This is a genomic window from Amphritea atlantica, assembly GCF_018860855.1.
In the GTDB taxonomy this organism is placed as follows: Bacteria; Pseudomonadota; Gammaproteobacteria; order Pseudomonadales; family Balneatricaceae; genus Amphritea; species Amphritea atlantica_A.
The window spans coordinates 38806-51731 of the sequence record NZ_JAHKQE010000041.1 but is presented as its reverse complement, the minus strand read 5'-3'; the positions used below and the strand labels follow the sequence as shown (position 1 = coordinate 51731).

Here is a 12926-nt window from a genome sequence, read left to right as displayed (position 1 = left end):
GAAACCATGATGAACAAAGCAGAACTTGTTAACGCTATTGCCAATGCCAGCAATTGCACTAAAACCCTGGCCGATCACATGCTCGTTGCGTTGGGCAACATCACCACCGCCGAACTTATACACGGCGGTGAGGTGACATTACCAGGGCTAGGTAAGTTAGCCGTAGGCGATCGTGCAGCCCGCACGGGCCGCAACCCGCAAACGGGTGCCCCGATGGATATTCCAGCCGCTAAAGTGGCGAAGTTTAAACCGCTGAAAGCACTGAAAGACGCGTTGAATTAAAAGAAAGAGTGCCGCCCCTTGCGGGGCGGCTGGATCGGCCTTCCGTGGCCAGGACTTAAACATGGAAAGTTATATTAAAAATCTAGTATTCAGATGCAATTAGATAAATAGGAAAAAGTCTTAATTTCTTATTGATATAAATACGAAGGATGCAACAGAAGCCAATGCCAAAAGACCCACGAAAAGCAGCCATAGTTCAGATCCACATCGCTAAAAAACAGCTGGGTCTAGATGACGAAACCTACCGACAGATGCTGGCCGTATTAACCGGTAAAAACAGCTGCGCTCAAATGACCATCAACGAACTGAAATGGGTCATCAGTCACCTCAAAAAATGCGGCTTTAAAAATAAACCACAAACTTATGGGCAGCGGCCTAATCCAGGCGCAAGCCGCCGAGCCTTGATGAATAAAGTAGAAGCCCTACTAGCAGATAACGGCCTACACTGGAACTACGCCCACAGCATGGCCGCCCACATGTTTAAGGTCGAAAAGGTCGACTGGCTAGACCCTCACCAGTTACATAAATTGGTCGCCGCGTTAGAAATTAACGCCCGACGCCAGGCGGCAAAACAGAGAGCATCAACCGATGAGTGAAGAACAGCGCGATTTGCTAGGTGATGAATCATTCTCCAGCGACCTACTCAACCATCTAGATGCGATCCCGCCCGAAGTGCAAAAAAAATGGCCACGCGATTTGTCCGCCCTCGTTGATATCTACAGCGCGGCACTGGAACGGCTAGGCTATACCGGTGAAGAGGCTCAGAAAATCAGCCACACCCTTCTCGCAGAACAATCGATGTATTGCGGCGGCCGCTACTTCTACCTGCCCAAGTTAGACGCGCTCAAAAAGGCAATACGCGATGTCGAACTGCACCGAGATTGGAGCGAGCGAGGCGTTCAGCCCGACGAACTGGCAGACAAGTACAAGATTTCCGCAACGCACGTCTATCGAATTATCAAAGAACAGCAGGCATACTATCGCAAACGGATACAGCCAGAACTATTTTGAATCCCCCAGTTTCTAGCTCCATTCAATAGAGCCTCACCAATACATGTTCTGTAGCAATCAACACGTTTACTGCGGTATAGTTAAATTCGATGGGTAACTGGAGTACCCGTATAGTAGTCTGTAATTTTGATTAACCTGCGCAGCTCAGGTAACTCAGGCGGATATTCAGGATGAATACCATTGATCCTTTTTCCTCTCTGTCAGCCCTTGCCTTTGCATATTTAGTCACATATTCCTGATACTTACGGCTTCTGCGATACATCTTTTACTCGTCTCTAGGTATAAATGTACCTTACAAGGTAGCAGAGCTTGCAAGCTTTGCTACCTTGTATGGGCGCAATAATAAATTGTTACACGTCAGTCACAACATGAAGTATCAACTAAAAAATGGATGTCATAGATGAATAGACTTTCCCAAAAAGAAAGGGTCGTATCACTAGGGATAGATCTTCTTCTGCTTTTAATCATTTGCGCCATAGCATTCGGTAATATATACCCACCAGTAGGGGATAGTGGTTTCTGGTTTTATGCCGCATTGCTGAGCGTTCTTGTTGGCTCGAAGATAGTAACCCCATTTTATGTAAAACCTGTTGATGCTATCTCATATTCAGTCCCTGCATTTGTATCACTAATGCTTGTGAATAGTTGGGCTACGTGGTCTATAGAAACAAAGGTTGCTTTTTTTGCAGTATCATTTTTATCTGCATCAGTTTTAGTCTTTGCCTTGCTAGCTGTCATTCTGAATAATTGGGGTGATGAGAAGATACAAGAGGTCTCAAATAAAATACGGATATTCCTTGAGGTATTTGCAAAACCTCAAGTTATTTATACTCCAATTATTATATTTGCTATGTATTCCTATCACATAGGAAAGCCAAATGAACTAATTCTAATATCTATTGCCATGTTACTCACGGTAGCTATGTCGGCGGGTGATGTTGTAGTTAAGACATTCAACAGGATTAGAAAAACAACTAAGATTGGTCAGCGCGTATCTAGCGTTGCAGAAATTGCTGCTTACCAGCAGCCAAATATCATTCTACTTCGTCAAGTTAAAGACAACGATTTACCACTTAAGAAGATCGTCTACGTAAAAGACAAACATTCTAATTCTAAGTTGGCTCTTACACTTGATTTAGTCGGGCGAGATAATGGCGTACTGACTCGGTCAGTTGAAATAGCAAGCCTCCAAGCGGGTAAATATAAAGAACTAGAATCAGTTGTTGCAAACGACTCTGTCGCGGTAATTGAGGATGAATATCTTCAAGAAATCTGTGCATCAGAAAACATAGATTTAACGCAGCGAGATAGTGTAGTCGGAATTGTCGCACCGGACTCCTCAATTGAAAGGTTGTTCTTTGAGGTCGTTGATAATTCTAATGTTGAAGAGGGGCGCCTTGTTACAGTAATTGTGCAAAATCAAAAAGTTCTCTATCAAATCGTTGGAGGTTTGACCAAAGAAGAGGTTGTTCATCAAAAAAATACTTACGGATATTTGCGAGCTCAAGCTCAGCAGGTGGGTATTTGGAACGAAGATCGGAGAAAGTTTACTCAGTTTAGTTGGCTGCCTAACATAAATGAACCAGTATACCTTGAGGCACAAGAAAACTACGCTATCGAACCAGACACCGTAGGCCACTTTCCTAATAGCAATTACCAAGTGAAAATTGGAAATATCAACCATTTAGTAACTCATAATACTGCGATCCTTGGGATTCTTGGTGTGGGAAAGTCTATGCTTGCCATAGAGTTGCTAGAAAGGATGATGTCAGAAGGAATAAAAGTTGTATGCCTAGATCTAACAGATCAATATTCATCAGAATTATCGGATTATTATAATGCCCCCTATGAAGAAGCATGTCTTCAAAGACTAAGAGCAGCTACTGATCAAGATCGAGATGAGTGGCAAGAAAATCCGGAGCAAGGCGGTAGTTTACCTAATTTGAAGAATGCATTTTTCGAAGATTTAAATGGGTTCATTAACAATGCAGATGGGCATCTTCTAAAAATATATAACCCAGCAGAGTTTGTTGCAACACGTCAAGATCGAGCGCCAGGCAGCTTTCAAGCTGCTGGTCAGTGGCAGCGAGGCGCAGCACTATTTAGTGTAACTCCCGTAGAAATAACAAAAATTGTATCAGAGGCTGTTCTTGATATTCTATCAGCCGAAATGTCAGATAATGCTAAGGTTTGTTTAGTTTATGAAGAGGCTCATTCGCTTGTTCCTGAATGGAACTCCGTTGTTGCAGAAGGTGACAAGCACGCAACCAGTGGAACAGCTAGAGCAATTCTCCAAGGAAGAAAGTTTGGACTTGGCTGCTTGCTCATTACGCAAAGAACCGCCAATGTTACGAAAACTATTCTCAACCAATGCAACACTATATTTGCTATGCGTACATTTGATGATACTGGAAAGGACTTTCTAGGTAATTATATCGGAAAAGATTATGCTCAGTCTTTGTCTTCAGTTAAAGAGCGCCACGCAGTGTTCTTTGGTAGAGGGTCTAGTTGTGAAAACCCAGTTTTGATGAAAGTAAATAATAGAGATGACTTTTTGAGATCATACAGAGAAGAGCATCACCCGCCTGAATTCCCTCAAGCGGACGCTATTCCTGTTCCAGAAGAGCAACAGCCAGAACCTGCATTCGATGACGATGTGCCGTTCTGAAAAAACGTGTAACAAGTCAAAGCACTCGGACTTGGTAAAGCTGCCCCCTTTTTTGTTTCAAAAAAGCCGCCAACTTCACCAATCCGGTGTTTGAGGCGTTAATGTCTGCTTTGTGTCAAAAAATGCTTCTCAAGGCTACTGATGTAAGAGCAGAGTCTGGGCCATTATAAACATCTAACCTAGGTTAAACCCGCCCTCGCTAGATCCCCGTTAATCTGGAGTCCTACGAAATCAATGGACTTCAGGTTAACGGGGATTTTTTATGTCTGAAAATACTAGCGGTGGCCCATTCGTGTTGGGACACCGTTCCAACCAGCGGTTGGAAGACGCCCATCCCGATTTACGCGCCGTTGTCGCAGCGGCAATAAAGCTCAGCAGTGTTGACTTCACCGTTATTGAAACCCTGCGCACAGAACAGCGTCAGCGCCATATGGTCCGCCAAGGGAAATCGCAAACTAAAAACTCACGTCACCTTCCACGGGTGCCAAAAAACGCGCCAGAATTGGGTGCCATCGCCCACGCGGTTGATCTTGGGGCGTGGGTGAATAACACCGTTAGTTGGGACTGGCAGTATTACTTTGCCATTGCTGATGCGATGAAGGCGGCGGCTGAAGCCCTGCGGGTGCGCATTAAGTGGGGCGGCTGCTGGGATTATCTCGACCATTACAACAACGCCGAGCAAGCCTATCACGCCTATATACAGCGCAAGAAGGACGCGGATGAGAAACCGTTTCCTGACGGCCCTCACTTCGAGTTGTGCTGGGAGGCCTATCCCGTATGAACGCTTGGAGCTTATTAACAGGCTTAATCGAGCCTGTTACTCATCTCATTGATGAGCTGCACACCTCAGAAGAAGAACGCCTACAGATTAAATCCGGTCTGTTTAAAGTTCAGTCCGAAATGGCGATGAAGGTAATGGATTATGAAGCCCGGCTGGTGGAAGCCCAAGCCAAGATAATTACTGCCGAAGCACAGGGGGCTAGCTGGCTACAGCGCAATTGGCGACCCATTACCATGCTGACCTTTTTAGTATTAGTTGTTGCCGATACTTTTGGGTTGACGGCGTTTCGTTTAGCAGACCAAGCATGGACGCTGCTGCAGATCGGTCTGGGTGGGTATGTGATAGGCCGTAGCGCAGAAAAGGTGGTGCCTAAAATTACCGAAGTCATGAGGAAAGATTAGTGCCCGATATTCTCGATGAAGCCAAAGAGCTGGAAATACGGCATCGCCAAGCGGCGCTAGATAACGCCCTGCAGCGCACCGAACCCGAACAGCAAACACTAGACGGCCGAATTATTTGTATCGATTGTGACAGCCCTATCGCTCACGCCCGATTAGCCGCCAAACCTAATGCCGCCCGCTGCGTTCATTGCCAGCTAATAGAGGAACAAAAACATGGACGTTAACTGGGACGCCGCCAAATTTTGGCTCGACGTTATGCAATGGATTGTCACCATCAGCATCGGCGTGGCGGTTTGGATTCGCACCGGCCGCAACCAAAACCGCAGCGATATTAAAGCGCTAGATGACCGCCAAGATGAACTAGAGCGGCGCGTACTGTCCGCCGAAGAGAACCTAAAACACGCGCCCACCCATGAAGATATCGCCAAGCTGCAATCTCAATATTCAGCACTCGATAGCAAGCTCGACAGGGTAACCAACACTGTCGATCGAATTCACGATTACCTAATGAATAACAAGGGGTAAACCATGCCATTTGCCAAGTTTGAACAAGAAGACCGGCGGCTGGTATTGCTGCGACTGTTAGCCGAAGACACCGATTACAAAATCAACAGCAGCATTCTACAACAAGGGCTAGGAATGTACGGCCACAGTATCAGCCGCGACAAGCTTCATTCAGAAATAGCCTGGTTAACCGAGCAAGATCTCGTTAGCTATGAAGAGCTAAACAGCGTTCAAGTAGTCACCCTCACCCAACGCGGCCTCGATGTCGCCCAAGGGCGCGCCGTGGTACCGGGCGTCAAGCGCCCAGGACCGGGAGCCTAATGATGGCGCGTAAATCCTCAATAGACCGACTACCCGCCGAAATCCGTGATGCCCTGCACGCTTTATTGCGCGACCCCGCCGTCGGCCAAGTCGAAACGGCGCAACGGGTCAACGAACTGCTCGCCGCTGAAGGGATTGAACAGCGGGTCAGTAAATCGGCGGTTAACCGTTACAGCATGCGCATGGACGCGATCGGAGCCAAGATGCGCCAGTCCCGCGAGATCGCTGACATGTGGATAGGTAAACTCGGCAACCAACCCCAGGGGCAAGTCGGCAAGCTGCTAAATGAATTCACCCGCACCATGGCCTTTGAAACCTCCCTCGCTCTCAGTGAAGGTGAAGAGCCGGTGCCGCCGAAAATGCTCAAAGAGCTGTCGCTAGCCATTAAGCACCTAGAACAAGCCGCCAGCGTTAACGAAAAACGCGAGCAAGAGATCCGCAAGCGCGCCACCGAAGAGGCGGCCGATGCCATCGATGCGGTTGCTAAGCAACAGGGGCTAACCCGCGAGGGTGTGAAAGCGATTAAAGATCAGATTCTAGGGATCGCCTAATGAGCATTCACCAGCAACCCCTCGGTGCTATCGCCGAAAGCGACTTTCAGACGTTACAGCAATTTGATGCCTCAGCGGTATTACTGGGCTATCAGAAACGCTGGATCGCCGATGAGTCGATGCTCAAGATTGCCGAGAAGTCACGGCGAACCGGCCTCACCTGGGCGGAGGCCGCCGACGCCACACTGTGCGCCGCCACCGCCAAACCAGAAGGCGGTTGTAACCACTTTTATGTTGGCTCGAATAAAGAGATGGCGCGGGAATTCATCGAAGCTGCCGCCATGTGGGCGCGCGCGTTTGATAAAGCCGCCGGGGATATCCAAGAAGAGCTGTTTATTGAAGATGGTAAAGACGGCAAAGAGATTCTTACCTTCACCATCTACTTCGCCAGTGGTTTCAAAATACAGGCGCTCTCCAGTAACCCATCTAACCTGCGGGGTATGCAGGGCAACGTCACCATTGATGAGGCCGCTTTCCATGAGCGCCTAGCCGAGCTATTAAAAGCCGCGCTTGCTCTCACCATGTGGGGCAGTAAAGTACGCATCATCAGCACCCACAACGGTATTGAAAACCTCTTCAATCAGCTGATTATTGATAGTCGAGCGGGTAAAAAGCGTTATAGCGTGCACACCATCACGTTAGACGACGCCTGCCGCGAAGGGCTTTATCAGCGGATATGCCAAATAACCCGCAAAGAGTGGAGTCAAACCGCCGAGGATGAGTGGAAAGCCGGTCTATTAAAAGACACTGCTACTGAAGAAGACGCCCTAGAAGAATATTATTGCGTGCCCAAAGCCGGTAGCGGTATCTATATCAAACGCACCCTGGTTGAACGGGCGATGGTATCCGACCGTTCTATCCCCATCATTCGCTGGACCGCCCCCAAAGACTTTGAATTAAAGCCCGAAGGCGAGCGCACCCGCCTCATTACCGAATGGTGTGAAAACGGATTACAGCCGTTGCTCGATAAGCTCAACAGCAACTATCGACACGTTTTCGGGGAAGACTTCGCCCGCAAAGGCGATTTGTCCGTCTTTTGCCCGTTAACCATCCGGCCAGATCTCACCAAGCGGGTGCCGTTCGTTGTCGAACTATCAAACGCCCCCTATGAAACCCAGCGCGCGGTGCTCTTTTACCTGCTCACCCGTTTGCCCCGATTTACCGCCGCCGCATTCGATGCCACCGGTAACGGCGGCTATCTCGCCGAAGCCGCTCGGCTTAAATGGGGTACAGAGATTGTCGATGCCGTGATGCTAAATCAGCCGTGGTATCGCGAATGGATGCCCAAACTGAAAGCCGAATTTGAAGACGGCAATTTAGAGATCCCTCGGCACGAAGATATCCAATCGGATATGAATAAGATCCAGGTTAAAAACGGCATTCCTCAAATAGAGAAAGGCAGCGGTACCGGCAGCGATGGCCAACAGCGCCACGGCGATTTTGCGGTGGCTTTAGCCATGGCGATCCGCGCTAGTTGGATGGAAGGCGGCAGCATCGATTTTACCCCGCTGCCCGGTAAATCCGACCCGTGGGGCGGTGCCGATGATGACGACAATGATTATCCCCGTATTTCAGAACAAGGAGCCTGGTAATGGCTAAATCCTCCATTGTTGATATTAACGGGCAGCCCTTTAGTCTGTCCGATCTTGTCGAGCCGCAAACCAGTGCCGATGCTAAGTTAGCGCAGCTGCACCGGCACTATGGCGATCACCCCTCTAGCGGGCTAACCCCCGCCAAGCTGGCCACCATTATGCGCGAGGCAGAGCAAGGTAACCTGATTCGTCAATGCGAGCTGGCCGAAGATATCGAAGAGAAAGACGCGCACGTACAAAGCGAACTCGGCAAGCGTCGCTTAGCCATGCAGGGGCCAGACTGGAATATTATCCCACCAGCCAACGCCAGCGCCGCCGAACAGCGCGATGCTGAAATGATCGAAGAGCAGCTGCGTTCGGCCACTTGGCTGGATGAGGCTATTTTTGATTGCGGCGATGCCATCCTTAAAAGTTTTTCTAATCTTGAGCTATCCTGGGCATTTGAAGATAAAACCCACTTTATTGCTGATGTTGAATGGCGCGACCCGAGCTGGTTTCAGGTTAACCCCAATCAGCGCGATCAGCTGACGTTGCGCGACGGTAGTTATGAGGGCGAGCCGCTACGCCCGTTCGGTTGGATAAGCCATCAGGCAAAGGCTAAATCTGGCTATCTGGCGCGCCGGGGTTTAGTGCGTGTTTTGGCATGGCCGTTTCTATTTAAAAACTATTCTGTGCGCGATCTCGCCGAGTTCTTAGAGATCTACGGCTTACCGTTGCGATTAGGTAAATACCCCGAAGGGGCCAGCGAACGGGAAAAGCTCACCCTGTTGCGGGCGGTCATGAGCATCGGCCATAACGCCGGTGGCATCATCCCTAAAGGGATGGAAATTGAGTTTGAGAAAGCCGCCGATGGGGCCAGTGATCCGTTCATGGCAATGATAGCCTGGTGCGAAAAGAGCCAATCTAAAGCGATATTAGGCGGTACGCTTACCAGTCAGGCCGACGGTAAAAGCTCAACCAACGCGCTAGGTAATGTGCATAACGAAGTGCGCCAAGAGATCCGCGATGCCGATTTGAAGTCACTGGCGGCTACCCTCACTCGTGATGTCGTCTACCCGATGTATGTGCTTAACGGCACCTCGTTCCGTAACCCCCGCCGTATTCCTCGGCTTGAGTTCGATCTAAACGAGCCGGAAGATCTGCAGCAGTTCGCCCAGCCATTAAGCGGGTTGGTTTCTCTAGGTATGAAAATCCCCACAAGCTGGGTCTATGAAAAGACCAAAATTCCGCAACCCAGTGAAGGCGAAGAGGTGTTGCAGCTATCTCAAAGCGCCGGGCCAGCGTTAGGGGCGCAAGCGCAAGGTGCTGAAGAGGTCGCGCTCGCCGCACTAAAAGCAGAGCCCTCAAGCAACGATGAGATCGATACGCTGGTTGATAACGTGCAAGCTCAGGCCGACCAGCACACCGACGACCTGTTAGATACGCTGCGCCAGCTGGTCGACAACGCCGACAGCCTAACGCAGCTGCGCGAACAGCTGATGGCGCTACAACTGGATAACGCCGACCTGACTGAGGTAATGAGTCAGGCGCTCACCGTCGCCGCGCTGGCGGGCCGTTATGAACTATTGCAGGATGCCGAATAATGCCCGCCTACGGCAGCAAGCCTTTTAAAGAGGCGATCGATTATCTGCAGCAGAAGGTGCCCCTGCCCACTAGCGGCTGGGCCGACGTTTACGGCCAGCAACATGATCACGCCTTTATGGTGGCAGGTGCCAAAAAGACCGCCATTGTTGAAGACTTTCTAACGGGCGTTCAGGCCGCAATTAACGACGGTGAAACCCTTCGCGACTTTCAAAAACGCTTTGACACCATCGTTGAAAAGCATGGCTGGGATTATAACGGCAGCCGAGGTTGGCGCTCACGTTTGATCTATGAGACCAATATTCGCCAAGCCTACAACGCCGGGCGCGAAGCCCTGGCGGAAGAGCCGGGGTTTAAAAAACTGTTCCCCTATATGGAGTATCGTCACTCGGGGGCCGAGAACTTCAGGCCGCAGCATAAAGCCTGGGATCATCTGGTGTTAGCGTCCGACGATCCTTTCTGGGGTGCGCATAGCCCGTCGAACGGCTACGGCTGCAAGTGTAAGAAATTTCCTAAGTCTGAACGAGCCATGCGTCGAATGGGTAAGGCTGGGCCAGATACGGCCCCCATCGACCAATATAAAGAACATTTAGATAAGCGCACCGGCGAAGTACGGCAGATCCCTTTAGGTATTGACCCCGGCTTTGAGCACACGCCGGGTAAAAGCTGGCTTAGGCAAGCTACGCCTCAAGTACAAGAACAATGGCCCGCGACGATAAAGCCGGTGCCGATTGGCCCCGTGGCTAAACCGCCACTGCCTCCGGCAACGGCTGTGTTAGCAGAGTCTGTGATGCCTGAAGGGCTGACCGATGCACAATATGTTCAGGCATTTTTGGGCGAATTTGGCGGCACTGAACGAGTGTTTCGTGATGTATTGGGGGAGCCGCTGGTGATTAATGACTATCTGTTTAGGAAGGCTGACGGCCAATACGCCATACCCAAGAATAATGACTACCGTCGACATATAAAGCTGCTAGCGCGGGCGCTAATCGAGCCGGACGAGATCTGGTCGATTTTAGAACCCGACCACGCCAGAGCAGGCAAATATCGTTTAAAGCGCCGTTATATTAAGTGTTGGGTGATAAGCGGTGAACAAGCGACACAAGGCGTCAGCACTTTTGAGCACGGTCAGGGATTGTGGACGGGCCAAATAGCACTAACACCTAAGCTAGGGCCACAAAGCAACGACCCCCTTTTAAAACAGCTGCGGCAAGGCGTGTTGCTATATCAGCGAGACGAACACTAATGGCCGGAACTCAAGACATTATCAGCATCGACTATGACAGTCAGCCCGTGGCAGATCTGCTAGACAAGCTGTTAACCAAAGTAGATGACCCCAAGCCAGCCATGATGGAGATCGCCACCTTCCTAGAAGAGCGAACCCGTGACCACTTCGATAATGAAGAAGACCCCGACGGTAATGCCTGGGCACCACTCACCGCCACCACTTTAAAACGTAAGGTGGCCAAGAGCACTCCGACAGATAAGATCCTGCATGGTCTGAGTCTGCACCTACGCGATACCATCTACCCCTTCTGGTCTGCCGATCAAGCGGGGGTCAGCACCGGCCCAGGCACAGAAGCCTACGCCGCCACTCATCAATTCGGCGATGATGATCGTAATATCGATGCGCGCCCATACCTAGGGCTCAGTGACGATGACGAGGCGGAAGTGGTCGATATTCTAAACGAGTATTTAGCGGGTGATATCTAAGGTGGGCCGAGCGCCTTAGCCGCGCTGTAAGGGATTGCAACGGCTATGGGCTATGATGGGGCGTGGAAAATTGATATGTTGTTTCTAACGCGGGTCTAACGCCTAGGGGGAGGTTAATAACTTGCTATAGTCAAAATAATTATATTTGATGTCGAATAGAAGAATTTATCGTAAGGGAATACTCATGCACTTAAAAATTCAACCGCCAAATCCGAAAGCAACCTTCCAGAAAGAGGATATCTTCCAGAGGAAGAATTTTGCAAATACTTTAACTAAGATCATTTGCAGTAGTTCAGATCCACTCGTTATTTCTTTAGAAGCCCAGTGGGGTGATGGAAAAACCAGCTTTATCTATAAATGGTGTAATGAATTAAAAGAGGCAAGTGTATCAGTACCTCACATCTATATCGATGCATACAAAGGAGACTTTCATAGTGATGCTTTTTTGTTTCTGGCATCTGAAATCTATGCTTTTGCTAAGGAAAAATTAGTAAACGATGATGAATTACTTACAAGCTTAAAAGACAATATCAAAGCTGTTGGCGGCGCTCTGTTAAAAGGTGCGTCGAAAACCGCTCTACAAGTGCTGACTGGTGGTATGTTTGATAGTAAAGCCATGGATAATTTGGAAGCTAATATTTCAGATGAAATGTCCAAAGCTACTGATTTATTTATTTCTGATTCCCTTGAAAGCTATCAAACCAGAAAGGATGAAATCAATGACCTGAGTGAAACGCTTACACTATTATCCAACTCTTTAGCTGGTGATAAAAAACCACTAGTTATCATTGTCGATGAGTTAGATCGGTGTAGGCCCTCTTTTGCACTAGAGCTTTTAGAGGTGATTAAGCATCTTTTTACTGCTAAATCCGTTGCCTTTGTGCTTGTAAATAATTCAGAGCAGATGAATGAATCGGTCAAGGTCAGGTATGGCAGTGGCGTGAATGCAGGGGCGTACCTAAGAAAATTTTATGATCTGTCTTTTTCTCTTCCTAAAGGGGAAGCTTACGATGTGACAGACACAGAAATCGAACACTTTGCGCTAGAGAACATAATACATGCAAGTGAAGTGGAATTGATTGGAAGCAATAAAATAGCATTTTATATCCGGCTGCTACACCGACACATCGATTTATCTCTAAGAGACATTGAAAAAATTGCTGTTGTAATAGCTATTATGTCTAAAACAACCTCATTCAGATTGTCTGAAATTCCAGCTGTTTGTTGTTGTATCGCTGTAATATTCTTGAAGGATAGGACTCTTCTTCAACGGGTTTATTATGATCAAATTACTCGCAATGAGATCGATACGTTCTTCAAATATTCACACCTAGTAACTAAAGATGAAGATTATGATGCTATGATGGAGCTCTTCTTCTGTTTTGCTGATCCTAGGCATGTCCCTACAGGACTTGCAGGAGATCTTGGAGACAAGGTTAAGAAAAGCAGAGTTTCAATAAGATCTTCTGTATTAGCAGGCTTACTAACAATGCAGATATAGGTATCTGTTTTGCAGGGCAT

General features: G+C 48.6%; 15 protein-coding genes. All 15 read left to right on the top strand.

Annotation, left to right across the window (positions count from 1 at the left end):
• Window positions 1-9: 9 nt before the first annotated feature.
• The 15 genes from KO512_RS16650 (at window position 10) to KO512_RS16580 (ending at window position 12906) form a co-directional block, all read left to right on the top strand.
• The gene (locus tag KO512_RS16650; RefSeq protein WP_215953476.1) at window positions 10-282 is read left to right on the top strand and encodes an HU family DNA-binding protein; all 273 of its coding nucleotides are present in this window, start codon (window positions 10-12) and stop codon (window positions 280-282) included.
• A gap of 164 nt (window positions 283-446) precedes the next feature.
• Window positions 447-878 carry a gp16 family protein gene (locus KO512_RS16645; protein WP_252735084.1) on the top strand — a complete coding sequence of 144 codons (432 nt, stop codon included), beginning with the start codon at window positions 447-449 and terminating at the stop codon, window positions 876-878.
• Complete coding sequence (locus KO512_RS16640; protein ID WP_215953474.1) at window positions 871-1293, top strand: Mor transcription activator family protein; 423 nt, start codon at window positions 871-873, stop codon at window positions 1291-1293. The genes KO512_RS16645 and KO512_RS16640 overlap by 8 nt, the downstream gene beginning before the upstream one ends.
• Window positions 1294-1693: 400 nt before the next feature.
• Window positions 1694-3961, top strand: coding sequence for an ATP-binding protein (locus tag KO512_RS16635; RefSeq protein WP_215953473.1), 2268 nt, complete (start codon window positions 1694-1696; stop codon window positions 3959-3961).
• Between the two features lie 262 nt (window positions 3962-4223).
• A complete protein-coding gene (locus KO512_RS16630) occupies window positions 4224-4742 on the top strand; it encodes a hypothetical protein (protein ID WP_215953472.1) in 519 nt (172 codons plus the stop codon).
• Window positions 4739-5143 (top strand): 3TM-type holin, encoded by a 405-nt coding sequence (locus KO512_RS16625; RefSeq protein ID WP_215953471.1) that lies wholly within the window; start codon window positions 4739-4741, stop codon window positions 5141-5143. Before KO512_RS16630 ends, KO512_RS16625 begins: the two co-directional genes overlap by 4 nt.
• Window positions 5143-5367 (top strand): TraR/DksA C4-type zinc finger protein, encoded by a 225-nt coding sequence (locus KO512_RS16620; RefSeq protein ID WP_215953470.1) that lies wholly within the window; start codon window positions 5143-5145, stop codon window positions 5365-5367. The genes KO512_RS16625 and KO512_RS16620 overlap by 1 nt, the downstream gene beginning before the upstream one ends.
• Entirely contained in the window at window positions 5357-5668 is a 312-nt protein-coding gene (locus KO512_RS16615; RefSeq protein ID WP_215953469.1) for a DUF2730 family protein, read from the top strand. Before KO512_RS16620 ends, KO512_RS16615 begins: the two co-directional genes overlap by 11 nt.
• Window positions 5669-5671: 3 nt before the next feature.
• Window positions 5672-5968, top strand: a complete 297-nt coding sequence (locus KO512_RS16610; RefSeq protein ID WP_215953468.1) for a VpaChn25_0724 family phage protein — start codon at window positions 5672-5674, stop codon at window positions 5966-5968.
• Entirely contained in the window at window positions 5968-6519 is a 552-nt protein-coding gene (locus KO512_RS16605; protein WP_252735083.1) for a DUF3486 family protein, read from the top strand. The genes KO512_RS16610 and KO512_RS16605 overlap by 1 nt, the downstream gene beginning before the upstream one ends.
• Complete coding sequence (locus KO512_RS16600; RefSeq protein WP_215953467.1) at window positions 6519-8111, top strand: terminase large subunit domain-containing protein; 1593 nt, start codon at window positions 6519-6521, stop codon at window positions 8109-8111. Before KO512_RS16605 ends, KO512_RS16600 begins: the two co-directional genes overlap by 1 nt.
• Window positions 8111-9694, top strand: coding sequence for a DUF935 domain-containing protein (locus KO512_RS16595; protein ID WP_215953466.1), 1584 nt, complete (start codon window positions 8111-8113; stop codon window positions 9692-9694). The genes KO512_RS16600 and KO512_RS16595 overlap by 1 nt, the downstream gene beginning before the upstream one ends.
• A complete protein-coding gene (locus tag KO512_RS16590) occupies window positions 9694-10938 on the top strand; it encodes a PBECR2 nuclease fold domain-containing protein (RefSeq protein WP_215953465.1) in 1245 nt (414 codons plus the stop codon). The genes KO512_RS16595 and KO512_RS16590 overlap by 1 nt, the downstream gene beginning before the upstream one ends.
• Window positions 10938-11405, top strand: coding sequence for a phage virion morphogenesis protein (locus KO512_RS16585; RefSeq protein WP_215953464.1), 468 nt, complete (start codon window positions 10938-10940; stop codon window positions 11403-11405). Before KO512_RS16590 ends, KO512_RS16585 begins: the two co-directional genes overlap by 1 nt.
• 184 nt (window positions 11406-11589) lie before the next feature.
• Entirely contained in the window at window positions 11590-12906 is a 1317-nt protein-coding gene (locus KO512_RS16580; RefSeq protein WP_215953463.1) for a KAP family P-loop NTPase fold protein, read from the top strand.
• Window positions 12907-12926 lie beyond the last annotated feature (20 nt).